The 26,252-nt window shown below is 73.5% G+C and carries 24 protein-coding genes; 11 read left to right on the forward strand and 13 right to left on the reverse strand.

What is annotated here, in order from left to right; all coding sequences use genetic code 11:
* Nucleotides 1-78 precede the first annotated feature (78 nt).
* Genes MUB56_RS02185 through MUB56_RS02195 form a run of 3 tightly spaced genes read right to left on the reverse strand, consistent with a single transcriptional unit; the run spans nucleotide 79 to nucleotide 2,367 of the window.
* Nucleotides 79-1,416, reverse strand: coding sequence for a dipeptidase (locus MUB56_RS02185; protein WP_244930279.1), 1,338 nt, complete (start codon nucleotides 1,414-1,416; stop codon nucleotides 79-81).
* 10 nt (nucleotides 1,417-1,426) lie between these two features.
* Nucleotides 1,427-1,792, reverse strand: a complete 366-nt coding sequence (locus MUB56_RS02190; protein WP_244930280.1) for a sterol carrier family protein — start codon at nucleotides 1,790-1,792, stop codon at nucleotides 1,427-1,429.
* Entirely contained in the window at nucleotides 1,792-2,367 is a 576-nt protein-coding gene (locus MUB56_RS02195; RefSeq protein ID WP_244930281.1) for a helix-turn-helix domain-containing protein, read from the reverse strand. The genes MUB56_RS02190 and MUB56_RS02195 overlap by 1 nt, the downstream gene beginning before the upstream one ends.
* 68 nt (nucleotides 2,368-2,435) lie before the next feature.
* Here MUB56_RS02195 and MUB56_RS02200 point away from each other — a divergent pair, with 68 nt between their 5' ends.
* Nucleotides 2,436-3,665 (forward strand): MFS transporter, encoded by a 1,230-nt coding sequence (locus MUB56_RS02200; RefSeq protein ID WP_244930282.1) that lies wholly within the window; start codon nucleotides 2,436-2,438, stop codon nucleotides 3,663-3,665.
* A gap of 89 nt (nucleotides 3,666-3,754) precedes the next feature.
* Nucleotides 3,755-4,219 carry a hypothetical protein gene (locus tag MUB56_RS02205; RefSeq protein ID WP_244930283.1) on the forward strand — a complete coding sequence of 155 codons (465 nt, stop codon included), beginning with the start codon at nucleotides 3,755-3,757 and terminating at the stop codon, nucleotides 4,217-4,219.
* Here the strand turns inward: MUB56_RS02205 and MUB56_RS02210 are convergent.
* Nucleotides 4,200-5,147, reverse strand: a complete 948-nt coding sequence (locus MUB56_RS02210; RefSeq protein WP_244930284.1) for a YafY family protein — start codon at nucleotides 5,145-5,147, stop codon at nucleotides 4,200-4,202. The genes MUB56_RS02205 and MUB56_RS02210 overlap by 20 nt on opposite strands.
* 62 nt (nucleotides 5,148-5,209) lie before the next feature.
* Here MUB56_RS02210 and MUB56_RS02215 point away from each other — a divergent pair, with 62 nt between their 5' ends.
* From MUB56_RS02215 to MUB56_RS02225, 3 genes are all read left to right on the forward strand, one after another.
* Nucleotides 5,210-6,199 (forward strand): ATP-binding cassette domain-containing protein, encoded by a 990-nt coding sequence (locus MUB56_RS02215; RefSeq protein ID WP_244930285.1) that lies wholly within the window; start codon nucleotides 5,210-5,212, stop codon nucleotides 6,197-6,199.
* On the forward strand, nucleotides 6,196-6,975 hold the full coding sequence (locus tag MUB56_RS02220) for an ABC transporter permease (RefSeq protein WP_244930286.1): 780 nt from the start codon (nucleotides 6,196-6,198) through the stop codon (nucleotides 6,973-6,975). Before MUB56_RS02215 ends, MUB56_RS02220 begins: the two co-directional genes overlap by 4 nt.
* A gap of 68 nt (nucleotides 6,976-7,043) precedes the next feature.
* Nucleotides 7,044-7,748: a hypothetical protein gene (locus tag MUB56_RS02225; protein WP_244930287.1), complete on the forward strand. Its 705-nt coding sequence runs from the start codon at nucleotides 7,044-7,046 to the stop codon at nucleotides 7,746-7,748.
* Nucleotides 7,749-7,765: 17 nt separating this feature from the next.
* On the opposite strand, the gene MUB56_RS02230 is transcribed toward MUB56_RS02225, so the two are convergent.
* The 4 genes from MUB56_RS02230 to MUB56_RS02245 all read right to left on the reverse strand — a co-directional run bounded on the left by MUB56_RS02230 (nucleotide 7,766) and on the right by MUB56_RS02245 (nucleotide 11,964).
* Nucleotides 7,766-8,470, reverse strand: coding sequence for a prolyl oligopeptidase family serine peptidase (locus tag MUB56_RS02230; RefSeq protein WP_244930288.1), 705 nt, complete (start codon nucleotides 8,468-8,470; stop codon nucleotides 7,766-7,768).
* Between the two features lie 131 nt (nucleotides 8,471-8,601).
* Nucleotides 8,602-9,027, reverse strand: a complete 426-nt coding sequence (gene arfB / locus MUB56_RS02235; protein WP_244930289.1) for an alternative ribosome rescue aminoacyl-tRNA hydrolase ArfB — start codon at nucleotides 9,025-9,027, stop codon at nucleotides 8,602-8,604.
* 80 nt (nucleotides 9,028-9,107) lie between these two features.
* Nucleotides 9,108-11,348, reverse strand: a complete 2,241-nt coding sequence (gene purL, locus MUB56_RS02240; RefSeq protein WP_244930290.1) for a phosphoribosylformylglycinamidine synthase subunit PurL — start codon at nucleotides 11,346-11,348, stop codon at nucleotides 9,108-9,110.
* A 55-nt stretch (nucleotides 11,349-11,403) separates the two neighbouring features.
* On the reverse strand, nucleotides 11,404-11,964 hold the full coding sequence (locus MUB56_RS02245) for a TetR/AcrR family transcriptional regulator (protein ID WP_244930291.1): 561 nt from the start codon (nucleotides 11,962-11,964) through the stop codon (nucleotides 11,404-11,406).
* 121 nt (nucleotides 11,965-12,085) lie between these two features.
* Here MUB56_RS02245 and MUB56_RS02250 point away from each other — a divergent pair, with 121 nt between their 5' ends.
* Together MUB56_RS02250 and MUB56_RS02255 are read left to right on the forward strand one after the other, a co-directional pair.
* Complete coding sequence (locus MUB56_RS02250; RefSeq protein ID WP_244930292.1) at nucleotides 12,086-13,552, forward strand: MFS transporter; 1,467 nt, start codon at nucleotides 12,086-12,088, stop codon at nucleotides 13,550-13,552.
* A 239-nt stretch (nucleotides 13,553-13,791) separates the two neighbouring features.
* Nucleotides 13,792-15,219: a glycoside hydrolase domain-containing protein gene (locus tag MUB56_RS02255; protein WP_244930293.1), complete on the forward strand. Its 1,428-nt coding sequence runs from the start codon at nucleotides 13,792-13,794 to the stop codon at nucleotides 15,217-15,219.
* A gap of 180 nt (nucleotides 15,220-15,399) precedes the next feature.
* On the opposite strand, the gene MUB56_RS02260 is transcribed toward MUB56_RS02255, so the two are convergent.
* From MUB56_RS02260 to purS, 3 genes are read right to left on the reverse strand one after another with little or no spacing between them, the layout of a single operon-like run.
* A complete protein-coding gene (locus tag MUB56_RS02260) occupies nucleotides 15,400-15,843 on the reverse strand; it encodes a DUF3817 domain-containing protein (RefSeq protein ID WP_244930294.1) in 444 nt (147 codons plus the stop codon).
* Nucleotides 15,840-16,508 carry a phosphoribosylformylglycinamidine synthase subunit PurQ gene (gene purQ / locus MUB56_RS02265; protein ID WP_244930295.1) on the reverse strand — a complete coding sequence of 223 codons (669 nt, stop codon included), beginning with the start codon at nucleotides 16,506-16,508 and terminating at the stop codon, nucleotides 15,840-15,842. Before purQ ends, MUB56_RS02260 begins: the two co-directional genes overlap by 4 nt.
* Nucleotides 16,505-16,774, reverse strand: coding sequence for a phosphoribosylformylglycinamidine synthase subunit PurS (gene purS, locus MUB56_RS02270; RefSeq protein WP_244930296.1), 270 nt, complete (start codon nucleotides 16,772-16,774; stop codon nucleotides 16,505-16,507). Before purS ends, purQ begins: the two co-directional genes overlap by 4 nt.
* Nucleotides 16,775-16,816: 42 nt before the next feature.
* Here purS and MUB56_RS02275 point away from each other — a divergent pair, with 42 nt between their 5' ends.
* A complete protein-coding gene (locus tag MUB56_RS02275; RefSeq protein ID WP_244932337.1) occupies nucleotides 16,817-17,323 on the forward strand; it encodes a general stress protein in 507 nt (168 codons plus the stop codon).
* A gap of 144 nt (nucleotides 17,324-17,467) precedes the next feature.
* Here MUB56_RS02275 and MUB56_RS02280 read toward each other — a convergent pair whose 3' ends face one another.
* Nucleotides 17,468-19,042 (reverse strand): long-chain fatty acid--CoA ligase, encoded by a 1,575-nt coding sequence (locus tag MUB56_RS02280; RefSeq protein WP_348536706.1) that lies wholly within the window; start codon nucleotides 19,040-19,042, stop codon nucleotides 17,468-17,470.
* Nucleotides 19,043-19,161: 119 nt separating this feature from the next.
* Here MUB56_RS02280 and MUB56_RS02285 point away from each other — a divergent pair, with 119 nt between their 5' ends.
* Nucleotides 19,162-20,301 carry a phosphatase PAP2 family protein gene (locus tag MUB56_RS02285; protein ID WP_244930297.1) on the forward strand — a complete coding sequence of 380 codons (1,140 nt, stop codon included), beginning with the start codon at nucleotides 19,162-19,164 and terminating at the stop codon, nucleotides 20,299-20,301.
* Here the strand turns inward: MUB56_RS02285 and MUB56_RS02290 are convergent.
* Entirely contained in the window at nucleotides 20,271-21,155 is an 885-nt protein-coding gene (locus MUB56_RS02290) for a phosphoribosylaminoimidazolesuccinocarboxamide synthase (protein ID WP_244930298.1), read from the reverse strand. The two genes, MUB56_RS02285 and MUB56_RS02290, sit on opposite strands and share 31 nt — an antisense overlap.
* Before the next feature lie 109 nt (nucleotides 21,156-21,264).
* On the opposite strand from MUB56_RS02290, the gene MUB56_RS02295 reads away from it, so the two are divergent.
* Complete coding sequence (locus tag MUB56_RS02295; protein WP_244930299.1) at nucleotides 21,265-25,563, forward strand: fibronectin type III domain-containing protein; 4,299 nt, start codon at nucleotides 21,265-21,267, stop codon at nucleotides 25,561-25,563.
* 55 nt (nucleotides 25,564-25,618) lie between these two features.
* The gene (locus MUB56_RS02300) at nucleotides 25,619-26,236 is read left to right on the forward strand and encodes a hypothetical protein (protein WP_244930300.1); all 618 of its coding nucleotides are present in this window, start codon (nucleotides 25,619-25,621) and stop codon (nucleotides 26,234-26,236) included.
* Nucleotides 26,237-26,252: the final 16 nt, after the last annotated feature.

Genomic DNA, 26,252 nt, shown 5'->3' on the forward strand with positions numbered 1-26,252 from the left:
GCCCGTCGGGGGCGGTCGGGTGCTCGCCTGCGGCTGCGCCGGGAGGGCAGGTCCGGGCCTGGACCACGGCGGAAGCGGCTACCGAGCCAGGTTCCGCAGCAGGAACGCCTCGGCGAGGACGACCCGCTCGAACTCGGCCAGGTGCAGACCCTCGTTCGCCCCGTGGGCGCGGGTGTCGGGGTCCTCGACGCCGGTGACCAGCACGCTGGCCTCGGGGAACGCCTCGAGGAACTCCGCGATGAAGGGGATCGAGCCGCCGACGCCCATGTCGACCGGGGCGGTGCCGTCCCAGGCCTCGGCGAAGGCGGCGCGCGCGGCGTCGTACGCCGGACCCTGGGCCGGGAGCGCGATCGGCTCGCCCGTGTCGACGACGGTGGTCGACAGCGACGCGCCCCACGGCACGTGCGCGCGCAGGTGCTCCTCGAGCCGGGCGACGGCATTCTCGGCGGTGTCGCCCGGGGCTATCCGGATGGTGACGCGGGCGCGGGCGACCGGGCTGAGGGTGTTGGAGGCGCCGGCGACCTTGGGAGCGTCGAAGCCGGTGACGGTGATGGCCGGCTGTGTCCAGAGCCGCTCCACGGCGGAGCCCTGGCCGACCCACGAGAGGCCGTCGATGGCGCCGGACTCGGCGCGCAGGCGCTCCTCGGGGTACTCCACGTCGGCCGCCGGGCCGCTCGCCAGGCCGGCGACGGCGGGGGCGCCGTCCTCGGTCCACAGCGAGTCGAGCAGCCGGATCAGCGCCATGATCGCGTCGGGGGCGAGGCCGCCCCACATGCCGGAGTGGACGGCGTGGGTGAGCGTGCGCAGCTCGACGTCGACGCGGATCAGGCCGCGCAGACTGGTGGTCAGGGCGGGTACGCCGATGTCCCAGTTGCCGGAGTCGGCGATCACGATGACGTCGGCTCTCAGCCGGTCCTGGTACTGCTCGAGCAGCTGGGGCAGCGTCGCGCTCGCGACCTCCTCCTCGCCCTCGATGAACAGCCGGACGGTGACGGGCAGGTCGTCGCCGAGTGCGCGGAGGGCGCCGACGTGGGCCATGATCCCGGCCTTGTCGTCGGCGGCGCCGCGGCCGTAGAGGCGGCCGTCGCGCTCGGTGGGCTCCCACGGCGGGGAGTCCCAGTCGGCGTGGTCGTTCTCGGGCTGCACGTCGTGGTGGGCGTACAGCAGCACGGTCGGGGCGCCCTGGGGCCCCTTCTTCTCCCCGACGACCGCGGGCGGGGCGCCGTCGAACGCGCGCACGATCTCGACGTCGACCCCCTCGGCCGCGAAGAGCTCGGCGGTGCGCTGCGCGCTCCGCTCGACCTCCGGGAGGCGCTCGGGGTCGGCGCTGACCGACTGGATCCGGACGAGGTCCTCGAGGTCTGCTCGGACCGAGGGGAGCACTGCCTGGACCCTGCCGCGGAGATCGTCGCTCATGCGCTCGACCCTAACGGCCGTCCAGCGGCAGGTACGGCGCCAGGTCGGCCCGCTGGCCGCTGGCGCGGACCCGGGCGGAGTGCTCGGCCTCGGCCCAGGGCAGCTCCCCGGTGGCGAGCGCGATCCAGGTGGCGGCGTCGGTCTCGACGACGGCCGGCGGGGTGCCGCGGGTGTGCCGCACGCCGGGGATGACCTGGACGGCGGCGTACGGCGGGATCCGCACCTCGACGGAGTGCCCGGGCGCGCGGTCCTCCAGGACGGCGAGGAAGTGCTTGACCAGGAGCCGGAGGTCACCGCGCTCGGCGGTGTCGGCGGCGACCCGGGCGAGGGCGGCGGCCACGTCGGCCGGATCCGCGGGGCGCAGTCGGGCGGCCATCAGTCGGTCTCCCCGAGCTCCGGGTGGGGCAGCAGCACCGAGAAGTAGAGGTAGGTCCGCGTGGCGTCGTCGGACCGCCCGCGGGTGCGCTCCCCCCAGGCGGCCAGCACCTCACCCAGCTCCTCCGAGAGCGCGGCGGCCTCCTCCTTGGTCAGCCGGAACGCCGCGTCGGTCACCGACCGGTAGGTGCCCTCCTCGCGCTCGCCCCGGAGCGCGACATCGACGACCTGGTGGGCCCAGTCGCCCTTCGAGCGGCGGAAGACCGCCGCGGCGGCGCGACCGCCGGGTGCCTTCTCGAGCTCGCCCAGGTCGAGGGCGAGCCCGCCGGCGACACTCGACCGCCAGACCCGGTCGCGGCGGTCCCGCGCGGCCTCCGGGTCCTCCTCGACCAGGCCGTACTTCGCGAGCTGACGCAGGTGGAAGCTCGCCTGGTTGGCGGGGATGCCGAGCTCGCGGGCGATGTCGGCCGCGCGCAACGACCCGGCCGCATCGAGCTCGGCGAGGATCCGGTTGCGGACCGGGTGGGCGATCGCGCGCAGCACCTTGGGGTCGTGGACGGGGCGTGACTCTGACACGCGGCCATCCTAGCAAGTTGCGCACGCACTATTGCGCAACATTACGTGCGCAATATATGTTGCGGAACATGACCGGATACCGCCGCCTGCTCGGCAACCACGACTTCACCGCCCTCTGGATCGGCCAGACGATCAGCGAGCTCGGCACCCGCACGAGCCTGTTCGTCTTCCCGCTCCTCGCCTACGCCCTCACCGGCTCGGCCCTGCTCGCCGCCCTCGTCGAGGCGGTGCACCTGCTCGGGATGGCCGCAGCCCTGCTGCCGGCCGGCGTCGTCGCCGACCGCGTGGACCGGCGCGCGATGATGCGCTGGGCCAGTGCCGCGGGCGTGCTGCTCTACGCCTCGCTCGCGCTCGCCGGCTGGTACGACGCCCTGACGCTCCCCCACCTGTTGACCGTCGCGCTGCTCACCGGGGCGGCGGCCGGCGTGTTCGCGCCGGCCGAGATGGCGGCCGTGCGGGCCGTCGTACCGACCGAGGACCTGCCGACGGCGCTCAGCCAGCAGCAGGCCCGCCAGCACGTCGCCGTCCTGCTGGGCGCACCGCTCGGCGGCGCGCTCTACGGGGTGGCCCGCTGGCTGCCGTTCGCGGCGGACGCCGTGACGTTCGCCGTCTCGTGGGTGCTGCTGGGCCGGATCCGCGCGGACCTGCGCCCGCCCCGGTCGAGCACGCCGCGCAACCCCCGGCGCGACCTCTCCGCGGGACTCCGGTTCATCGCCGACAGCCCGTTCTTCCGGGTGCTGACCGGGTGGGCCGCGTGCACCAACCTGGTCGTCAACGCGCTCTTCCTGGTGGCGGTGCTGCGGCTGATCGAGGCCGGCTTCCCGCCCCTGCAGATCGCGCTCGTCGAGGTCGCCGCCGGTGCCTGCGGGATCGCAGGCGCGATCGTGGCGCCCTGGCTGATCGACCGGGTGCCGACCGGCCGGCTGACGGTGGCGGTCGCCTGGAGCTTCGTCCCGCTGCTGGTGCCGATGCTCTTCTGGAACAGCCCGCTCGTGGTCGCCGTCGCCCTCTCCGTCGGGCTGTTCCTCAACCCCGCCGGCAATGCCGGGATCGGCTCCTACCGGGTCGCGGTCACGCCGACCGAGCTGCAGGGCCGCGTGCAGTCGGCCTCGCAGTTCGTGTCGATGTCGATGCTCCCGCTCGCGCCGCTCCTCGGCGGAGTGCTCCTGGAGTCCCTCGGCGGCCCCGGCGCGATCGCGGTCCTGGCCGTCCTGACCGCGGTCGTCGCACTCATCCCGACGCTGGCCCGGTCGGTGCGGTCCGTCCCGCGGCCGGTCGAGTGGGTGGTGGCGGCGTGAGCCGGCTGAGGTCGAGCTGCCATCTCGGGTGCACCACCGGCGGCGCCGGCATTCACCCGTCGTTCACGGACCCTGCCTACGCTCACGCGATGAGCACCCTCGCCACCAGCCTCCGCACCGAGGACGCGCGGACGACCCTGTGGCGCCGGGCCCGGGGCGCGCTCGACTGGGACGTCGTCCTCGAGGCCGGTGTCGGGAGTCCGGCCCTCGACGAGCTCCTGGGCGAGACCCCCGGGTCGTTCTGCGTGCGGGTCGACGCCGGCGGGCTCGAGCGCGCGGTCGTCGCCGGCGCCCGTCGCTCCCTGGCGGCGCCCGTCCCGTGGGCGCTGAGGCTCCGGGTCGAGCAGCTGCCGGTCGACGTGCTCGAGGGCCTGGCGGCCGAGTACGCCGTACTGCTGCTGGCGCCGGGCGCCTCGCCGGCCGGGGACCGGTTCGTCCGGGTCCATCCCGACCATCTCGAGGACCTGCTGCCCTCGGGCCGGGTCCACGGGCAGGACTGCCTGCTGGCCGGGCCGCTCGCCGTCGGGCCGTTGGTCAGCGCGCCGCGCGGCTGAACCGCTCGGCCGCGTCGGCGACCTTGTCCCGGAGCTCGGATGGGCCCTCGATCGTGAAGTCCGCGCCGACCTGGGCGAGCACCATCAGCGGCCAGCGCAGGTCGTCGACGTTCATCTCCAGCAGGCAGCCGTCCTCGTCGGGCGTGGTCGTGCCCCACTGCTGGACCACCCGCTGCACGACCTCGGTCGGCGCCTGGACGCGCACCCGGACGGCGTACCGCTGCGGCATCCGGCGGATCCCCGACTGCACGAAGGTCAGCGCGTCCTGGGCGGGCAGCTCGCGCGGGCGGAACCGGCCGCCGGACAGCTGGGGGCCGGAGATCCGGTCGACCCGGAAGCTGCGCCAGTCCTGGCGGTCGCGGTCGTAGGCGACGAGGTACCACCGCCGGCCGAGCGAGACCAGCCGGTGCGGCTCCACCCAGCGCTCGGTGGGCTCGGCGTCGCGGGCGGTGTAGCCGAAGCGCAGCGGCTCGTCGTCGCGGCACCCCTGCGCCAGCGTGGTCAGCACCGTGGCGTCCACGACCGGCCCGCCGCCCCAGGTGAAGTTCTCGGTCTGGGTGCGCAGCGCGTCGAGCTGGCGGCGCAGTCGCGGCGGCATCAGCGCGATCACCTTGGTGAGCGCCTGCACGGAGGTCTCCTCCATGCCGGCGACCGCGCCGGCGGCGGCCGTCCGGAGCCCGACCGCGATCGCGACGGCCTCCTCGTCCTCGAGCAGCAGCGGCGGCAGCTGGCCGCCCGCCCGCAGCTGGTAGCCGCCGGACACCCCGCGGACCGCGTCGACGGAGTACCCGAGCTCGCGGAGCCGGTCGATGTCGCGACGCAGGGTGCGGGGGCTGACGTCGAGCCGCTCCGACAGCTCGCCGCCGGGCCAGTAGCGGTGGGTCTGCAGGAGCGAGAGCAGCCGGAGCATCCGGGCGCTGGTGGTCATGACGCCAGGTTAGTTCCGATTGCGGCCAGAAACTGACCTGATTGCTTTCTAGCGTGGCTCTCATGATGATCCGAACCCGCGGACTGACCCGCCACTTCACGCGTCACCAGCAGACGGTCGAAGCCGTGCGCGGCCTCGACCTCGACGTCACCGACGGCGAGCTCGTCGCCCTCCTCGGCCCCAACGGCGCCGGCAAGTCGACGACGCTGCGCATGCTCACCACCCTGATCGCCCCGACGTCCGGCACCGCCGAGGTGGCGGGGTACGACGTCGTCCGCGACCGCCGCGACGTACGCCGCAGCATCGGGTACGTCGGCCAGGGCAACGGCGCCGGCCACCAGCAGCGCGGACGCGACGAGCTGGTCAGCCAGGCCCGGGCCTTCGGCATGTCCCGGTCGGCCGCCCGCTCCCGCGCCGAGGAGCTGCTCGAGGCGTTCGACCTCACCGAGCAGGCCGGCCGCCCCGTCTCCACGCTCTCCGGCGGCCAGCGCCGGCGTCTCGACGTCGCGATCGGGCTGGTGCAGTCGCCGCGGGTGCTGTTCCTCGACGAGCCGTCCACCGGGCTCGACCCGCAGAACCGGGTCAACCTGCAGGAGCAGGTCCGTCGGCTGCACCGCGAGCAGGGCACCACGATCGTGCTGACCACGCACTATCTCGAGGAGGCCGACGCGATCGCCGACCGGGTCGTCGTCATCGACCGCGGCGTGGTGATCGCCGACGACACCGCGACCGCGCTGAAGTCCGGCCTCGGCGACCTGGTCACGCTCACCCTGCCGTCCGGGGCCGACGCCGTCACGGCCGCCGAGCACGGGGCGCGCGTGCTGCCCGGCGTGAGCGTCGAGCGCGCCGGCTGCGTCGTACGGCTCCGGGCACCGCGGGCCTCGGAGGCCGCGCCCGGTCTGGTCACCGACCTCGCCGGTGCGGGCGTCGCGATCGCCCGGCTGGAGGTCGCGAGCGCCACCCTCGACGATGTGTTCCTCGAGCTGACCGGCCGCAGCCTGCGCGAGACCGACGAGACCACCACCCCCGCGCTCGAAGGAGCCGTCGCATGAGCACCGCCACCACCCACCCCGCTTTCCCCGCTCCCGGGTTCCTCCTCGACACCTGGAACGTGATGACCCGCGAGCTGCGGCCGGTCGTCCGCGAGCCGGCCTCGGTGCTGTTCGCGATGGTGCAGCCGCTGGTCTTCCTGGCGCTGTTCGCGCCGCTGCTCCCCGACACCGGCGACGGCTCGGCGCTGCAGTGGTTCGTGCCCGGCATCGTCGCGATGACCACGCTGATGGGGGCGTCGTTCACCGGTGCCAACCTGATGCAGGAGATGGTCACCGGCTCCCACGAGCGGCTGCTGGTCTCGCCGCTGTCGCGCTCCTCGCTGCTGGTCGGCCGGGCGCTGAAGGAGATCGTGCCGATGCTGATGCAGACGGCGATCATCGTCGTCGTCTGCACGCCGTTCTCCTTCGACCTGCACCTCGGCGGCGTACTGCTCGCCGTGCTGATCCTGTCGGGCTTCAGCATCGGGATCGGGGCGCTGTCGTTCGCCCTCGCGCTGGCGGCCAAGGACCAGGACTGGCTGTTCTGGACCGTCCAGCAGACGCTGATCTTCCCGCTGCTGCTGCTCGCCGGCGTCCTGCTGCCGCTCGAGGGTGCACCGGGCTGGCTGCGGTTCCTCTCCGACCTCAACCCGCTGACGTACGTCGTCGAGGCGGTCCGGCCGCTCTTCGCCGGGTCCTACCCCCTCGACACCGTCGGCGCGGGCCTGCTCGCCTCCGCCCTGGTCGCCGCCCTGGGACTGGTGGTCGGCCTCCGGGCGATGCGCGCGTCGAGCTGACCCGGGTCGTGCCCCTGAGCGCGTGCTCCGCCGCACCCTCAGGGGCACGACCGCCTACGCTGCCAGCCGTGAGTCTCGACAAGCTCGGCGCCGAGCACGTCCGCGCGACCGTCGTCGCGCTGGAGCGCCGGATCGACGCACGCTTCCCCGAGCGCGGGTTGCACCAGGTCGCCCTCGAGCTGGTGACCATGGTCGACCGGGTCGCCGGCGTCGCGGTGGTCAACCGGCGGCGCATCGACACCGCGAGGACCGTCTCCCGGGCGCTGATGGCGCTGGTCGTCCTGGCCACCGCGATCGCCATCGGCATCGCCGCGCGCGACGTGTTCCGCGACGGCGGGCCGGACAGCGGCGTCGGCTGGGTGCCGCTGATCGAGTCCGCGATCAACGACCTGGTCTTCGCCGCGCTCGCGGTGTTCTTCCTGTGGTCCTTCCCCGAGCGGGTGCAGCGCGGGCAGGTCCTGAAGCTGCTGCACCAGCTCCGCTCCCTGGCCCACATCATCGACATGCACCAGCTCACCAAGGACCCCGAGCGGCTCCGCCCCGGCTTCGTGCGCACGCCGGTCAGTCCCGAGCCGCACCTGGACCGCGACCAGCTGGAGCACTACCTCAACTACTGCTCCGAGCTGCTCAGCCTGGTCGGCAAGGCCGCCGCGCTCTGCGCCGAGGAGTCGCGCGACAACGTCGTACTCGACACCGTCAGCACCATCGAGTCGCTCACTACCGGCATGTCCCGCAAGATCTGGCAGAAGATCTCGGTGCTCCCGAAGGCCTGACCTCCGGTCGTCAGGAGCTATCGGACCGGCAGGTCGTCCAGGATCGCCAGCGTCCGCGCCCAGGCCGCGGAGTCGGGGTCGATGACGGCGAAGTGGTCGCCGTCGACCGCCACCAGCTCCGCGCTCCCGCCGGCGGCCGTCACGTACGCCTCGGACTGCGAGATCGGCACGGTGTCGTCGTCGCGGCCGTGCACGCACCACACGGGTACGCCGACGGGCGCCTGCCGGATCGGGTCGACCTCGGCGTCACCCCGGCCCGGTGGGTGGCCGAGGAAGGCCTCGACGGCCCCGCCCCCGAGGCCCGCGTCGTGGGCGGCGACCAGGTCGAGCACGCCGGCCTGCGCGACCACGTGGGTGAGCCCGACGTCCTGACCCGCGGCCCAGGTCGCCAGGTGCCCGCCGGCGGAGTGCCCGATCCCGACCATCGTCTCGGCCTCCACCGGGCAGGCCGCGATCGCGGCGCGCACGTCGGCGAGCGTGTCGGCCGCGCCGGTGCCGCGGCGGTACTCGACCGCCCACGCCGCCCACCCCGCCGCGACCAGGCTCGGCACCAGCGGGCGGGCGTACTCGACGCCGTACTCCGGTTTCCAGAACCCGCCGTGCACCACCACCGCCACCCCTCGCGCCTCACCGGCCGGCCGGGTCAGCTCGGCGTACTGGCTCGGGTCGTCGCCGTACGACGTCCGCTGCGACTCGGGCTGCTCGGGCTGCTCCGCCGTCATGGCCGCATCCTCCCCGCACTCGGCCAGCAGCGCACCTGCCGCGCTCAGGACGGGCAGGCTCAACAGGGTCCTCCGGCGCACACGAGTGGTTCGGAGCGGGCGAGCGCACGGATGGCCGGCCCGCGGGTCGGTCAGTCGAAGCGGCCCTGCCGCCCGCGCTTGGTCTCGCCGCGACGCTTCTTGGCCGACAGCCGCCGCTCCTTCGACCCGCGGGTCGGTCGGGTGGGCCGCCGCGACGGCGGGGGCGGGGCGGCGGCCTCGCGGAGCAGCTGGGCGAGCCGTTCGCGAGCGGCCCGGCGGTTGGCCAGCTGGGTGCGGTGCTCGCTGGCCGCGATGGTCACCACCCCGTCGACCAGCCGCGACGAGAGCCGCGCCAGGAGCCGGTCCCGCAGGTGGTCCGGCACCGAGGGCGAGCCGGCGACGTCGTACGACAGCTCGACCCGGCTGTCGGCGGTGTTCACGCCCTGGCCGCCCGGGCCGGAGGAGCGCGAGAACCGCTCGGTCAGCTCGGCCGCGGGCACCGCCCACGAGCCGGTGACCTGCAGGCCGTCGTCCATCCGCTCAGCATCGCGGACGGGCGGACGTCAGGCGAACCGGCGGTCAGGGTCGCCAGGTCGTACGACGTCCGGGACGCGCCTCAGCCCAGTGCTGCCGGCAGGGTCGCCATCCACGCCGACCGCACCTCGAGCAGCGGGGCCTCGAACTGGCCCTCGACGACCAGGCTGTCGCCGCCGGTGACGCCCAGCGGGGTGAGGGGTACGCCGTGCTGCGCGGCCAGGTCGGTGAGCCGGCCCTCGTCGCCCGGGGCGACGGTGACGACGACCCGGCCGGCCGACTCGGCGAACAGCCCGACGAACGCGTCGCCCGGGATGCTCACGGAGACCCCGACCAGGTGTCGCAGCGAACCCTCGACCAGGGTCTGGGCCAGGCCGCCGTCGGAGACGTCGTGGGCGGAGGTGAGCAGCCCGACGCCCTCGCCGAGCAGGGAGGCGAGCGCCTTCTCGGCGGCCAGGTCGACCCGCGGCGGCCGGCCGCCCAGGTGCCCGTGGACGACGTGCGCCCACTCCGAGCCGGAGAGCTCCTCGCGGGTCTCGCCGAGCAGGAAGACCTGCTCGCCGGCGGTGCTCCACGCCGACGGCGTCCGGCGAGTGACGTCCTCGATGACGCCCAGCACGGCCACGACCGGCGTCGGGAGGATCGCGGTGTCGCCCGTCTGGTTGTAGAGGCTCACGTTGCCGCCGGTGACCGGGATGCCGAGCTCCAGGCAGCCGTCCTTGAGGCCGCGGCAGGCCTCGGCGAACTGCCACATCACGTCGGGGTCCTCGGGCGAGCCGAAGTTCAGGCAGTCACTGATCGCGAGCGGGGTCGCACCGCCGGTCGCGACGTTGCGGTACGACTCGGCGAGCGCGAGCCGGGCGCCGACGTACGGGTCGAGCTTGGCGAACCGGCCGTTGCAGTCGGTGGAGACCGCGACGCCGAGGTTGGTCTCCTCGTCGACGCGGATCATCCCGCTGTCGCTGGGCTGGGAGAGGACGGTGTTGCCGCGGACGTAGCGGTCGTACTGGTCGGTGATCCAGGACTTGTCGCACAGGTTCGGCGAGGCGACCAGGCGCAGCAGCGTCTCGAGCAGCTCGGCACCGGTCGTCGGGCGGGCGAGCGCCTCGGCCCCGTCGGCCTGCAGCGCGTCCTGCCAGGACGGACGGGCGAAGGGGCGCTGGTACGTGGGGCCGTCGTGGGCGACCGAGCGCGGGGGTACGTCGACGACCCGCTCGCCGTGCCAGTCGATGTGCAGCCGGCCGGTCTCGGTGACCTCGCCGATCACGACCGCCTCGACGTCCCACTTGGCGCAGATCGCCAGGAAGGCGGCGACGTCGTCGGGCTCGACGACGGCCATCATCCGCTCCTGCGACTCGCTCATCAGGATCTCCTCGGGCGCGAGCGTGGAGTCGCGCAGCGGGACCCGGTCGAGCTCGACGTGCATGCCGCCGTCACCGGCGGAGGCCAGCTCGGAGGTGGCGCAGGAGAGCCCGGCACCGCCGAGGTCCTGGATGCCGGCGACCAGGCCGGCCGCGAAGATCTCCAGCGTGCACTCGATGAGGAGCTTCTCCATGAACGGGTCGCCGACCTGGACGCTGGGCCGCTTGGCCGGGCCGTCCGCGTCGAAGGTCTCGGAGGCGAGCACGCTCACGCCGCCGATGCCGTCGCCGCCGGTGCGGGCGCCGTACAGGATCACCTGGTTGCCGACACCGCTCGCCTTGGCGAGGTGCAGGTCCTCGTGGCGGAGCACGCCGACACAGAGTGCGTTGACCAGCGGGTTGCCCAGGTAGGACTGGTCGAAGACCGCCTCGCCGCCGATGTTGGGCAGGCCCAGGCAGTTGCCGTAGCCGCCGACGCCGGCCACGATCCCGGGCAGCACCCGGTGGGTGTCGGGGGCGTCGAGCGGGCCGAAGCGCAGCGGGTCCATCACGGCGACCGGGCGGGCGCCCATCGCGAGGATGTCGCGGACGATGCCGCCGATCCCGGTCGCGGCGCCCTGGTACGGCTCGACGTACGACGGGTGGTTGTGCGACTCGACCTTGAAGGTGACGGCGTAGCCCTGGCCGATGTCGATGACGCCGGCGTTCTCGCCGATGCCGGCCAGCATCTTGCCGGCGGGCGTCTCCTGCGGGATCTCGGAGAACTGCTTGAGGTGCACCTTGGACGACTTGTAGGAGCAGTGCTCGCTCCACATCACGGAGTACATCGCGAGCTCCGAGCTCGTCGGCCGGCGCCCGAGGATCTCGCGGATCTCCTGGTACTCGTCGGCCTTCAGGCCGAGGTCAGCCCAGGGCTGGTCGCGGGTGGGGTCCTCGGCAGCGGCGGTGACGGTGTCCAGCACGACGCCAATCTACCGGCGATCACACCGCGTCCCGACCGCGGCCCTGACGTCCGGCTCAGCCGGCGGCCGGACGCAGGAGACCGTCGGCGACGACCTCGAGCATCGGGCGTACGGCGGCGTCGTCGAGCTCACCCTGGTCGGCGACGGTCGCGATGCCGCCGACGAGCCGGGCGACGTGCAGCGCCGAGACGTCGTCCTTCAGGGCGCCCTCGGACCTCAGCTGGTCCAGGACCCGGTCGCCGGCCCCGCGGAGCACCTCGCACTTGGTGCGGATCGGGGACTGCTCGTCGCCCATCGCGCAGGTGATCTTCGCCGGGCCGCCGCGATGGACGCTGATCAGCCGGACGTACTCCTCGAACCACGCGAGCAGCAGCTCGCGCGGGCCGCCCTCGTGGGCGAGCGCCCGGTCGGCCGTCTCCTGCACGCGATCGACCCAGCTCTGCATGATCGCGTCGAGGAGGTCGTCGCGGGTCGGGAAGTGCCGGTAGAGCGTGCCGGCGCCGACGCCCGCCCGCTTGGCGACCAGGTCGAGAGAGGCGTCGTACCCCTGCTCGCGGAAGACCTCGCGGGCCACCTCGACGATGCGCTCACGGTTGCGCTTGGCGTCGGCGCGCACAGGTCCTCCAAGAATTCTCTTGCTAACCGGAGAGCATCTCCGTATCGTCTCCGAAGGAAGCGGAGCCATCCTCCGGATCTAATGTACCTCGGCCCGCCGGGCCAGAACAGGACGTCCCCTCATGTCCACCGACACCACCGTCTCTCCCACCCGCACCACCCCCGCGGGCAGCCCCGACCTCCCGACCGACCGGCCGACCGAGCTGCCCGAGAACGCCGGCCGCGCCGCCGCCGGCATCGCGATCGTCCTGGTCGCGCAGCTGATGCTGATCCTCGACGCCACCGTGGTGAACGTCGCCCTGCCGCACATCGACGCCGACCTCGGCTTCGGCCCGGCCTCGCTCTCGTGGGTGCTCAACGCCTACACGCTCGCGTTCGGCGGACTGCTGCTGCTCGGCGGCCGGCTCGGCGACGTCTTCGGCCGGCGCCGGATGTTCGAGACCGGCCTCGCGGTCTTCACCCTCGCCTCGCTCCTGGGCGGCCTCGCCCAGACCCCCGAGGTCCTCGTCGGCGCCCGCGCCCTCCAGGGGGTCGGCGCCGCGATGGCCGCACCCGGCGTCCTGGCCCTGCTGACCACCAGCGCGCCCGACCAGGCCGCCCGCAACCGCGCCCTGGCCCTCTTCGGCGCCGTCTCCTCCGGCGGCATGTCGCTCGGACTGCTGCTCGGCGGCTTCCTGACCGACGTCGGCTCCTGGCGCTGGACGATGTTCATCAACGTGCCGATCGGCCTGGCGATGCTGGCCCTGACCCGGCGGTACCTCGACGAGACAACCCGCCGACCCGGGCGCTTCGACCTGGTGGGCGCCGTGAGCGCCACCGGCGGCGCCGTCGCGATCGTCTGGTCGTTGATCGGCGCCCCCGAGCACGGCTGGACCTCCGCACGCACCCTGATCGGGCTCCTCCTCGGGCTCGCGCTCGTCTGCGCCCTCGCCGTCACCGAGACCCGGGTCGCGCACCCGCTGCTGCAGCCGGCGCTGCTGCGCAGTCGCAGCCGGGTCGGCGGACTGCTGATGATCGCCCTGATCGTCGGCGGCCAGTTCACGATGTTCTTCCTCGCCGTGCAGCTCATCGAGCAAGAGCTGGGCTTCGGCCCGATGCGGACCGGCCTGGCCTTCCTGCCGCTGACCCTCGGCATCTTCGGGATGTCCCGGGTCACGCCGCGACTGCTGGGTCGGGTCGGGGTCGTGCCGATGATGGTCGTCGGCTCGCTCGGCCTCGCCACCAGCTTCGCCTGGCTCAGCACGTTCTCGGCGGGCGACGGCTACCTCGGCGGTGTCTTCGGCCCGATGCTCCTCAACGGGCTCGCGGCCGGCCTGGTGTTCATGCCGCTGACCGCCACGATCCTGGCCGGGGTCGAGCCCGAGCACGCCGGCGCCGCGTCCGGCCTGCTGCAGACCTTCCAGCAGCTCGGCGGCGCGATCGGCCTCGCCGTGATCGTGTCCGTGTACGCCGCGGGCGCCGAGCCCGGTCGGTTCCTCCCGGGCGCGCAGGCGGCGTTCCTGACCTCGTCGGCGTTCGCACTGCTGGCGCTCGTCGCCGCGGTCGTGCTCGTACGACGCCGCCGCGAGCCGGAACCGGGCACCGCCTGACCGCTCCCGACGCGACCCGCGCGACCCGGGCGCCGGCTCCGGCCGGCACCCGGGTCGCGTCGTCCGCGGCGCCCGCCAGGCCTCGGACGATCCTGCCGAACACCTCGCTGACCTGCGGAAACGCGAATCGTGAACTACAGCATTGTAGTTCACGACCGACCCTGTTACTGGTGTGACTGGTGAGGTTATGGTGGCGCCGACCCGACGGTTCCGCCCCCTCTTCCCCCGGGAGCTCCTCCATGCGCCGCCCCGCCCGCCTGCCCGTTCGCGCCGCCCTCGCGGCGACCCTGACCGGCCTGCTCGTCGCCACCACCGGCGTCGTCCTGGCCGTCGGCGGGAGCAGCACGCTCGCCGCCGAGGACGCGACGGCGTCGTACCCCGTCTCGAGCGCCGTGGCGGCGAAGAGGTCGACGAACCCGGTGACACCGGGCGACTTCACCGGCTACGGGTTCGACCAGTGCCTGACCCCGGACCAGGCGAAGATGAACCGCTGGCTGGCCCGGTCGCCGTTCCTCGCCGTCGGGATCTACATCTCCGGCAAGTCGCGCGCCTGCCGCAGCCAGCCGAACCTCACGCCGACCTGGGTCGCCACCCAGCTGCGCAAGGGCTGGCGGCTGCTGCCGATCACGCTCGGTCCGCAGGCGTCCTGCCAGCCCCGGTTCCCGCGCTACAGCGACGACGTCCGGATCGACCCGCGCCCCGGCACCGGCACCTACGGCCGGGCCTACCGGATGGGGGTCGCCGAGGCGGAGACCACCGTGGTGGACGCCCAGGCGCTCGGCATCGTCGCGGGCAGCACCCTCTGGTACGACCTCGAGGGCTACGACAGCAAGAACACCCACTGCCGCGAGTCCGCGCTGCGGTTCCTCAGCGGCTGGACGGTGCGGATCCGCGAGCTCGGCTACGTCTCGGGCGTCTACTCCAGTGCCGGCTCGGGCATCCGCGACCTCGACAACGCCCGGGTCGACCGTCCGGGGATGTACGTGATGCCGGACCGGATCTGGGTGGCCCGCTGGGACGGCAAGGCCAACACCTCCACGTCGTACCTCCGCCCCGACGGCTGGCTGCCCGGTGGCCGGGTCAAGCAGTACCAGGGCGGTCACGACGAGACCTGGGGCGGCGTGCGGATCAACATCGACCGCAACTTCCTCGACGTCGGTCACGGCTCGATCGCCGCGGCCGAGCTGCGCTGCGGCGGCGTCCGGCTCGACCTCCGCGCCTTCCGGGCCATCCGGCGCGCGGCCGCCCCGACCGCCGGCTCGCGACTCCAGGTCAAGGCGCTGCAGTGCCTGCTGAAGGAGAAGGGCCTCTACCAGGGCAGCGTGACCGGCCGCTACAACAAGCGCACGGTCCGCGCCGCCCGCACCTGGCAGGCGACCCACAGCCTGCGGGTCTCCGACAACTGGTCCCGCCCGAGCTGGATGTCGCTGCTCGGCGACGGCTCCCGGACCCTGCTGAAGTACGGCTCCGCCGGCGAGGGGGTACGCCGGCTGCAGCGCGCGTTGAACGCCGCCGTCCCGACCGCCAAGCTGACCGTGAGCGGGGTGTTCGGCGCGACCACGGACCGGGCGCTGAAGACCTACCAGTCCCGGGTCGGCCACGCCGCGAGCGGTGTCGCCACCGCCGCCACCTGGCGGGCCTTCAGCGTGGGCAAGCGCCGCCGCTGACTCCGGCGCTGCCGGCCGGGCGGCGGGCAAGCCCGACGCGCGCCGGGTCCCGCAGGTTCATCACGGTATGCAGACGAGCCCGCAGTTGCCACGGCGTACCCACCATGGGAGGTGTGAACTGATCTGCATACCGTGATGAACCTGCAGCCGCACTCATCCACACCCGAGCAGAGCCACGGCTCAGGCGGGCGGGCCGACGAGCAGCGCGACGCCGGTCAGCACCACGACCGCGGCCGCACCGGCCGCGAGGCCCTGGAGCGGTCGGCGGAGCAGCCAGGAGACGAGCTTCTGGGCCGGGCCAGTCGGCTGCTCGGTGCGCAGCCGCCAGGCGTCGCCGAGCAGGCCGCGGCGCTCGGCGTACCGGTCGAAGAGCACGGTGAAGAACGGCGGGACCGCCGCGAGCAGGCCCAGCAGCGTGCGGCCGACCGACCACTTCTGGTCGACGGCGACGACCACGGTGGTCACGCAGTAGGCGACGAAGACGACCCCGTGGAGCATGCCGCCGACCCGGACGCCGAGCTCGGTGGTCTCGGTGACGTACTTCAAGAACATGCCGGAGAGCAGCAGCGCCCAGGTGATCGCCTCGGCGACGGCAACGGCGCGGAAGAGCTTCAGCGGGCTCATGCGAACGCCGCGGCGGCGAGCGAGGTGAAGAAGCCCAGCCCGTCGGTGCCGGTGCCGGTGAGGTCCTCGACCGAGTGCTCGGGGTGCGGCATCAGCCCGACGACGTTGCCGGCCTCGTTGCAGATGCCGGCGATGTCGCGCAGCGAGCCGTTGGGGTTCTCGCCGAGGTAGCGGGCCACGACCCGGCCCTCCCCCTCCAGGCGGTCCAGCGTCTCGGTGTCGGCGACGAAGGAGCCCTCGCCGTTCTTCAGCGCGATGACCACCTCGGCGCCCTCGGCGTACGCGGAGGTCCAGGGGGTCCGGTTGTTCTCGATGCGCAGCGTCTGGTCGAGGCAGAGGAACTTCTGGCGCTGGTTGCGGATCAGCGCGCCCGGCAGCAGGTGGGACTCGCAGAGGATCTGGAAGCCGTTGCAGATGCCGAGCACCGGCAGGCCACGACCGGCCGCCTCGATCACCTCGGTCATCACCGGGGAGAAGCGGGAGATCGCGCCGCAGCGCAGGTAGTCGCCGTACGAGAAGCCGCCCGGCAGCACCACCGCGTCGACGCCGCGCAGGTCGTGATCGCCGTGCCACAGCGCGACCGCCTCGTGGCCGCCGATCCGGACCGCGCGCTGGGCGTCGGCCTCGTCGAGGGAACCGGGGAAGGTGACGACGCCGACCTTCACGCGAGGACCTCGGCGCCCGCGGCGTCCTCGACGCGGACGGTGAAGTTCTCGATGACCGGGTTGGACAGCAGCGTCGCGGCCATCTGGTGGACCTGCTCGAGCACCTCGGCGGTCACCTCGCCGTCGACGGTGAGCTCGAAGCGCTTGCCCTGGCGGACGTCACTCACGCCGGTGAAGCCGAGTCGGGGCAAGGCACCCTGCACGGCCTTCCCCTGCGGGTCGAGGATCTCGGGCTTGGGCATGACGTCGACGACGACTCGGGGCATGGCCCCATCCTAGGCGGGACCGGCACACTGATCAGTATGAGCATGCCCACCTCCGGCGCCGGCCGCGGCGACACCACCTCACCGCTGCGGCTGGAGTTCCCCCAGTCGCTCGCGGTGTACGACGACTACGCCGCCGCCCAGAAGAGCGTCGACTACCTCGCCGACCAGAAGTTCCCGGTCGAGCAGCTGATGATCGTCGGCACCGACCTGAAGCGGATCGAGCGGATCACCGGCCGGCTGAGCTGGAACCGGGTCGCCATGGGCGGGGTCCTCTCTGGCCTCTGGCTGGGCCTCTTCGTCGGTGTGATCCTGTCGCTGTTCTCCGGCGAGGGCTTCGTCACGATCATCTCCACGATGCTCTTCGGCGCGCTGTTCGGACTCGTCTGGGCGCTCGCCGGGTACGCCGCCACCCGCGGCCGGCGGGACTTCTCCTCGGTCACCCAGGTGGTGGCGACGAGGTACGAGGTGCTCGTCGAGCACAAGTCGGCCGCGCAGGCGCGCGAGCTGCTGGCCGGCCTGCCGGGCGCCCTGCCGAACCCCTTCGCCTGACCCAAGCCCCCCGACCACCGGTGGTTGAGCAGCGAAGCCGCGCCAGCGGGTGAGCGTGTCGAAACCCCCGCACCCGGGCGCCGACGTCGGGTGCGGGGGTTTCGACACGGTTGCCAGCGCAACCTGCTCAACCACCGGCGGGGGTCAGGTGAGCTCGCGCTTGAGGATCTTGCCGGTGGCGGTCATCGGGAGCGAGGCGACGATCTCGACCAGGCGCGGGTACTTGTACGCCGCCATCTGCTCCTTGGCCCAGGCGACCAGCTCGGCGGGCGGGATCGAGGCGCCGTCGGCGAGGATGACGTAGGCCTTGATCTCCTCGCCGTGGCTCTCGTGGGGTACTCCGACCACGGCGGCCAGGGAGACCGCGGGGTGGGTCAGCAGGACCTCCTCGATCTCGCGCGGGTACACGTTGTAGCCGCCGCGGATGATCATGTCCTTGGACCGGTCGACGATGTAGTACCAGCCGTCCTCGTCGCGGCGCCCCAGGTCGCCGGAGCGGAACCAGCCGTCGCGGATCACCTCGGCCGTCGCCTCGGGCCGGCCGTAGTAGCCCCGCATGATGTTGTGCCCCCTGATCGCGATCTCGCCGATCGCCTCGGGGGTCCACTCGACCTCGTCCCAGCTGTCGGGCTGCAGCAGGGCCATCTCGACGCCGGGGATCGGGAGGCCGATCGAGCCGACCCGCACCGGCTCGCCGTACACCGAGAACGACGCGACGGGCGAGGTCTCCGAGAGGCCGTACCCCTCGAGGATGGTGACGCCGAACCGGCGCTCGAACTCCTTGTGCACCTCGACCGGCAGCGCCGCACCGCCGGAGACCGCGACCCGGAGGTTCCGGGCGATGGTCTCGACGCCGACCTCGGGGGTGAGGGCGCCGAGCAGGCCCCAGTACATGGTCGGGACGCCCGCGAAGAACGTCACGCGCTCCTTCAGCATCAGGTCCAGCGCGGGGCCGGCCTCGAAGCGCGGCAGCATCACGACGGTGCCGCCGAAGGCGAACGCGCCGTTCTGGATGACCGTCTGACCGAAGGAGTGGAAGAGCGGGAGCACGCACAGGTAGGTGTCGGGCGAGCCCGGGTCGGCGCCGAAGAGGTCCTCGCTCGCCAGTGCGTTGTCGCGCATGTTGCGGTGCCGCAGCTCGGCGCCCTTGGGCTGCCCGGTGGTGCCGGAGGTGTAGAGCACGACCGCCGTGTCGTCCTCGTCGGTGGCCACGCTCTCGAACGTCGCCGGCTGGGTGGCGATCGCCGCGCCCATCGTCTCCACCGGATGCTCGGGGGTGCCCTCGATCGGTGAGGGCGCGGCCGGGTCGGCGGTGATCACGAAGAAGTGCTCGCACCCGTCGGCCTGGCGGAAGCCGGCGTACCCCTCCTCGCCGATGGGCAGCTCGGGGGTGCCCTGGAAGCAGAAGTAGGCCTTCGCGTCGGAGTCGCCGAGGTGGTAGGCCACCTCGCGGCCCTTCAGCAGCACGTTCAGGGGTACGACGGTCGCGCCGGCCTTGAGGATGCCGAAGTAGACGATCGAGAAGTACGGCAGGTTCGGGCAGCTCAGCGCCACCTTGTCGCCGTGCCCGATGCCCCGCGAGGTCAGCAGGTTGGCCACCATGTTGGCCGCTCCGTCGACCTGCGCGTAGGTCAGCCGGGTGCCCCCGAAGACGATCGCCTCGCGGTCGGCGTACCGCTTCGCACTGTTTTCCAGCAGGGTCGAGAGGTTGAAGCTCACCAGGGACCTCCATCACGATCGGGTATGGCCAACTTACGTCCTTCCCCGAGGCCGGCCTCGGGGTCCGGTCCGGGAGAACTCGGATGCGCACGGGCGAGAACGTCGCCAGGCTGATGGTCATGGCCGTGTCCATCGCCTCCGCCCACTCGCGCGCCGTGCCCGCCGCCGTCGTCGAGCTCGCGTCCGTGCTGGCCCTGATGGGCGCCTACAACCTCGGCCGGATGCTGGCCACCGGTCGGGTCGACTCGGCCGACGACAACGCGCTGCGCATCCTCGACCTCCAGGCGGCGGTGCGGCTGCCCTCCGAGGCCGTCCTCCAGGCGGCGGCGCTGGACGTGCACCACCTGGTCGGGATCGCGGACCGCTACTACCTGCTGCACTTCCCGGTCACCATCGGCGTCCTGCTCTGGCTCTGGCGGCGCGACCGGTCGGCGTACCGCTGGACCAAGCACGCGCTGGTGCTCGCCACCGGCGTGGCGATGGTCGTCCACCTGGTGGTGCCGGTGACCCCGCCCCGGCTGCTCGCGGCGTCCGGCGCGGTCGACACCGGACAGCAGGCCGGCGCGAGCGTGTACGACGGGTCGCCGATGGCCGGCCTCGCCAACGAGTACGCCGCGCTGCCGAGCCTGCACGTGGGCTGGGCGCTGCTGGTGGCGTTGGTGCTGGTCGTGACCTTGCGCAGCCGGTGGCGCTGGTGGTGGCTGCTGCACCCGGCGTTCACCACGGTCACCGTCGTGGTGACCGGCAACCACTACCTCCTCGACGCGGCCGCCGGGGCCGCCCTCGTCCTGCTCGCCCTGCTGGTCACCCAGCGGGTGCGCTCAGCGGCGGTCGCCGAGGAGCCGAGCCGCGTGGCGCAGGTCCGCGCGGACGGCGTACGGCGCGACTGCGGACAGCGCGAGGGCCAGCGGGCGGGCCGCACCGGCGGCGCGCAGGGTCATCGTGGGCTCGACCACGCAGCCGCCCGGGGCGGGTGCGAACTCCAGCGTGAGCTCGGCGGCGAAGCCCCGCCAGGTGCCGCGCTCGGTCCAGCGGTGCGGCCGGTCGAGCTCGGTGGTCTCCATCAGGGGGCGCAGCCCGGGGCTGGTGACGTCGACCCAGGTCTGGCCCACGGCCGGCCCGGGCGTCACGTCCGCGACCCGCGCCAGGCTGGACTGCCACGCGGGCCGGTTGCGCGGCTCGACCAGGAAGTCGAAGACCTCCTCGACCGGCGCCGCGAAGTGCACGATCAGAACGACTGTCCCGTGAGCAGCTCGTAGGCCTGGACGTAGCGGGCGCGGGTGCGCTCGACGACCTCGGCGGGCAGCGGCGGCGGCGCCTCGCCGGACGTGCGGTCCCAGCCGGACTCAGGAGAGGTCAGCCAGCCGCGCACGACGTCCTTGTCGAAGGACGGCTGCGGGGTGCCGGGCACCCACCGGTCGACCGGCCAGAAGCGCGAGGAGTCCGGGGTGAGCACCTCGTCGGCCAGCACGGTGGTGCCGTCGGGACGACGGCCGAACTCGAACTTCGTGTCGGCCAGGATGATGCCGCGCTCGCGGGCCAGGTCCTCGGCCCGCGTGTAGACGGTGAGGGTCAGGTCGCGCAGCCGCTCGGCCGGGTCCGCGCCGACCTCCGCGACGACGGCGTCGAAGGAGACGTTCTCGTCGTGGTCGCCGACCGCGGCCTTGGTGGCGGGCGTGAAGATCGCCCGCGGCAGCCGGCTCCCGTCGACCAGGCCGGCCGGCAGCGGGATCCCGCAGACCTCGCCGGACTCGTCGTACTCGCGCAGGCCGGAGCCGGTCAGGTAGCCGCGGGCCACGCACTCGACCGGGAACATCTCCAGCCGCTCGCACACCACCGCCCGGCCGCGCACGGCCTCCGGGACGTCGGTGGAGATCACGTGGTTGTCGACCACGTCGCGCAGTTGGTCGAACCACCACAGGGACATCCGGGTCAGGATCTCGCCCTTGTCGGGGATCGTGGTGTCGAGGACGAAGTCGTACGCCGAGATCCGGTCGCTGGCGACCATCAGCAGGTCGCCGGAGCCGAGCACGTAGAGATCGCGCACCTTGCCCGAGTGCAGGTGCTCCGCCCCGGGGATCGCAGGGGCGTCGGGGATGTTCAGGTCGGCCACGAGCGTCAGCCTAGACATGCCCGGGGCCGGTTCCCCGCCGAGGATCCTCCCGGGCACCCGGGACTCCGCGCCCTGACCCCCAGGACGCCGGGCGCACCAGGCTCCGGGAATGCTCAGCCGCCTCTCGTCCTCCACGCTCCTCGCGCTCGCCGCCCTCCTCCTCGGACTGGTCCTCGGTGGACCACCCAGTCCGGCCTCGGCCTCGGCGTCGGCAGCGACGGCGGCCGCGCCGGAGTGCGGCTGCGCCGAGGCCGGCCCCTACCGGGCCCCCGGCGGGCTCGAGGAGCCGTACGTCGGCGGCGACGGCTCGTCCGCTCCCACCGCACCGAAGTACCGGATCGAGGCAGCCGGCACCTTCCCGTCGGTCGCCCTGACGGTGCGCCGGACGAGCGGCAGCGCGGTCGTCGCCACCGTTCACACCGGCCACACCGACTGGGGCTTCAGCCCGGACCAGGAGCGGCTGGTGACCTGGCGGGTCAGCGGCCCCAACCTGGAGGTCGCGCTGTACGACCTCACCGGCTCGCGACCCGCGACACCGGTGCTGGTGCGGACCGTCACGACCGGTGACGCCCGGATCGCCTTCTCGTCCGGCGGGCGCTGGCTGAGCCTGACTTGGCTGGTCACCAACACCACCAACCAGGCCGGCATCGAGATCGTCGACGCCACGAGCGGCGACACCGCCTACACGACCACCTTCTCTTTCTTCCTCGCCCCCGCGGGCAAGCGGTTCGGCGAGGCCGGGTGGGGCTTCTCGCCGGACGAGGGCCGGTTCTTCCACGCCCACACCAGCTCGGCCCAGCAGGTCCAGCTCGCCCTCGTCGACCTCGACCAGGAGAAGCGGACCTGGTCGACGACGATGACCGGCACCGGGCACTGGGCCTTCAGCCCCTGCGGCACCAAGCTCGCCGTGGTCGAGCAGACCAGCGCCACCCAGATGCACACCCGGCTCGTCGACACCCGGACCGGCACCGTCGACGCCACCCGGACCGATCCGGTCTCCGGCATCGCGTTCTCGGCGGCGCCGACCGGCCATCTCGCCACGATCGGCGGCACCGCCCACGTGCTGGCCCCGAACCCGCCGAACGACTGCCCCGACGAGGAGGCGCCCACCTGGCCCTCGGGCAAGACCCTGACCGCCGGCGAGGTCGGGCGGCGCTCGCTCACCCTGAGCTGGTCGGCCGCGGTCGACGACCGGGCCGTCACCGGCTACCGGGTCTACCGCGGCGCGACCCTGGTCGACACGGTCACCGCGCGGACGCTGAAGGTGACCGGGCTGGCCGCCGACACGTCGTACACCTTCCGGGTCGAGGCCGGCGATGCGGCCGGGAACTGGAGCACGGGCGGTCCGACGCTGCAGACGCGCACCGCCGCGGGCCTGCCGACCTGGCCGGACCGGTGGGTCGTCGCCGATCGGATCACGAGCTCCTCGGCCCGGCTGCGCTGGCCGGCGGCGGCCGACGAGGACGAGATCGCGGGCTATCGGATCCTGGTCGACGGCACCGAGGTCGCGACTACCGACGGGGAGACCCGCACGCACCGGCTGACCGGGCTCACCGCGAACACGTCGTACGACGTCCGCGTCGAGGCGGAGAACGAGATCGGTGGCGTCAGCACCACCGGTCCCGCCCGGACCTTCATCACACCCGAAACCACCGTCCTGGAGGTCCCCGAGGTCACCGGCACCGTCTACCTCGACGCGAACGACAACGGTCGACGCGACGAGGGCGAGGGTCCCGCGACCGTCGCCACGGGCTGGGGCTACAGCGTGGTGCTGACCCGGGTCGGTGGCGGCCAGGAGGACTTCTCCTGGTCCGACGACGCCACCGGGGTGTGGATCGCGCGCGACGTCCCGGACGGGACCTACTGGGCCTCGCTCGCCGTGGTGGACGAGGACATCCAGCGCACCGTGCAGAGCGCTCCCCGCGACAACCAGCCGTACCTGGTCGACGTGGTCGACGGCCGGGGTGTCGGCCGGGTGGACTTCGGGGTCAAGCCGGGTCTCCTGTGGCAGACCGGACGCTCCAGCGTGCACGGCACCGTGTTCGTCGACAGCGACCTCGACGGCGTGCGCGACGCGGGCGAGCGTGGCTACGGCGAGACCGCGATCCAGTGCTGGTCCCGTCCCCACACGCGGACCTGCAACCTGGCCGTGGCCTGGTCCGACGAGGACGGCAGGTACCACGTGGGCGACCGAGCCCCCGGGCAGTACGAGATCGCCACCTCCGGAATGCCCAAGGACTGGTACGCGACGACCCTGGAGGCTCCCGTCGTCCTGGGTCCGGAGGAGAGCGCGGAGCACGACCTGGGCGTCGTGCAGGGCACCAGCACGCTGACCGGGGTGCTGTTCCGCGACGACGACGCCGACGGCGACCGGGACGCCGGGGAGCCGACCCGCCGTGGAGTGGTGTGCGTGCAGTACGGCTTCGGCCACCGGACGGAGCACTGCGTCCATCCCGGCGAGGACGGGCGGTGGAGCCTCGTCAAGGTGCCCCCGGGTCACCACACCTTCAGGATCATCGGACCGGGACCGGGCTGGCACGTCACCGCCGGTACGCCCACCACCGTCGACGTCGCGCCCGAGTCGTCGTACGACCTGGAGCTCGGTGTCGACGGACCCGACGGCGCCGTGGCCGGCACCTTCTTCGTCGACCTCGACCTCGACGGCGCCCGCGACCCGGGAGAGCCCGGGCTGCCTCGCCTCGACTACTGCGTGACGGGACCCGCCGGCGAGAGCTGCGGGGAGACCTCGCGCGACCGGACCGAGACCACCGAGGTGGACGAGCGCGGGGACTACGACCGACCCTTCCTGGCCCCGGGCGACCACACGGTGACCCTGCCCGAGGGCTTCGAGGCCACCGACCCGGACACCCTCACGTTCACCCTCGGCGAGGACGAGCTGCTGCACCACGACGTCGCGCTCGCGCCCGGACCGCCCGCGATGCCTCGCGCGCTCGACGCGTCGGCCGGCGCGAGCGGCAGCATCGAGCTGCGCTGGACGGCGCCCGAGCACGACGGCGGCGTCGCCCTGAGCGACTACGTCGTCGAGCGGGCGCTCGTCGAGGACGACCAGCTCGGTCCGTGGGCGGCCGTCACCGAGCCGGTCACCACCACGACGGGATCCATGGTCACCGACCTCACGGTCGGCCGGCGCTACGCCTTCCGGGTCGCCGCCGTCAACGACCGCGGCCGGGGACCCTGGACGGAGCCGGTCCGCGAGACCGTCGTGGGCCTGCCGACCGCACCGACCGGCCTGTCCGCGGAGCCCGACGGCCCGGGCGGCGTCGCGCTGGAGTGGTCCGAGCCGGACGACCTGGCCGGAGGGCGGATCCGGGGCTACCTGGTCCAGCACCGGCTGCCGGGCGGCGACTGGGCCTTGATCGGGGACGACGACGACGAGACGTCACGGCTGGTCGACGGTCTTCCCGGCGCCACCACCCAGGAGTTCCGGGTGGCCGCGCTGACCGAGGGCGGGCAGGGCCCGTGGAACGAGCCCGCGAGCGCGGTCGTGCCCGACAGCGTCCCGACCGAGCCCCGGACGCCGGGCGCCGCTGCGACCTCCGACGGCACCGTGGTCCTGACCTGGACCGCGCCCGAGCACCCGGGCGGTCCCGACGTCGTCGACTACCTCCTCGAGCACGCGGACTCGGCCGAGGGTCCGTGGGAGCCGGTCGCCGACGAGGAGGGCGACGCCCTCACCCACACCGTCACCGGGCTGGCCCCGCGCAGCACCCACCACTACCGGGTCGCCGCGGTCAACGAGATCGGACAGGGCCCGTGGAGCCCGGTCGCCACCGCGACGGTGCCCGACCCGGTCGTCGCCCCGTCCGCCCCGTCCGCGCCGCTCGGGCTCACAGCCGGAGGGGGAGTCGGCCGGGCGAGCCTGACCTGGCGGGCACCCGCCGAGGACGGCGGCGCACCGCTGACCGGGTACGTCGTGCAACAGGCCGGCGGCGACGGACCCTGGACGACGGTCGGCACCGTCACGTCGCCCCAGCTGGCGGTCACCGGGCTGGCGGCCGGCACGTCGTACCGCTTCCGGGTCGCGGCCGTGAACTCAGCCGGCACCGGTGCCTGGAGCGCGGAGGCGCGCGTCGTACCCGTATCCCCCGTCACCCGGCCGAGCGCCCCGCGGGGCCTGCGGGCCGACGTGGCCCGAGGACCCCGAGGACGTGGCGTGGTCCGGCTGAGCTGGCGGGTCCCGGCCGCCACCGGCGGGGCGCGGGTGAGCGACTACGTCGTCCAGCGCCGCGTCGGGAACCGGTGGCGGACCGTGGCGGACGGTCGTGGCGCCCGGGTCGCCGCGACCGTCACGAAGGTCCCGGCCGGACGTACGTCGTTCCGGGTGGCCGCGGTCAACGCGGCCGGCCAGGGACCCTGGGCGACGGTGCGGGCGCGGGTGCGCCGGTGAGGGCCACCGGCTGACGCCGTTGGCGGACCGTTGCCGGCCCTGCGAGGCTGGTCGCGTGGCTGAGTCAGCGGAAGAGGTCTATGCCCGGGTCATCGCGGCGGTCGGGGAGGGCGGGCGGCTGCCGCTGCCCTCCCTGGGTGACTGGGACGTGTTCCCCTGGGAGGCGGTGGGCGACCGGGTGGTCCCGAAGGTGCTCGCGGCGCCGGCGGACGAGCCGCCACGCTGGGGCGAGTCGGAGTCGAAGCCGTGCCCGACCTGTCAGGGCCTCGACCCCGACCGGGTGGTGTGGGAGGACGAGCGCTGGGTGCTGACCCACCACGGCGCCCCGTCCGGGCTGCCGCTGGTCGTCATGCTGCACACCCGCGAGCACCTCGACATGGCCGACCTCAGCGACGACCTCGCCTCCGAGCTGGGCCGGATCACCGTCCGGCTCACCCGGATCATCGGCAGCCTGCCGAACATCGGCCGCGTGCACGTCGACCGCTGGGGCGACGGCGGCTCGCACTTCCACCTGTGGTTCTTCGCCCGGACGGCCCGGCTGGGCCAGGTGCTCGGGTCCTACGCCGTCGAGTGGGACGCCGTGCTGCCGCCGGGCCCCGAGGACGTCTGGCGCGCCGACCTGCACACCGTCGGGGCCAAGCTCGCCAATTGGGGCGGTCACGCGCGAGCCTGACCAGCTCGGATGACGT

It is taken from the genome of Nocardioides sp. W7, assembly GCF_022919075.1.
GTDB lineage: Bacteria > Actinomycetota > Actinomycetes > Propionibacteriales > Nocardioidaceae > Nocardioides.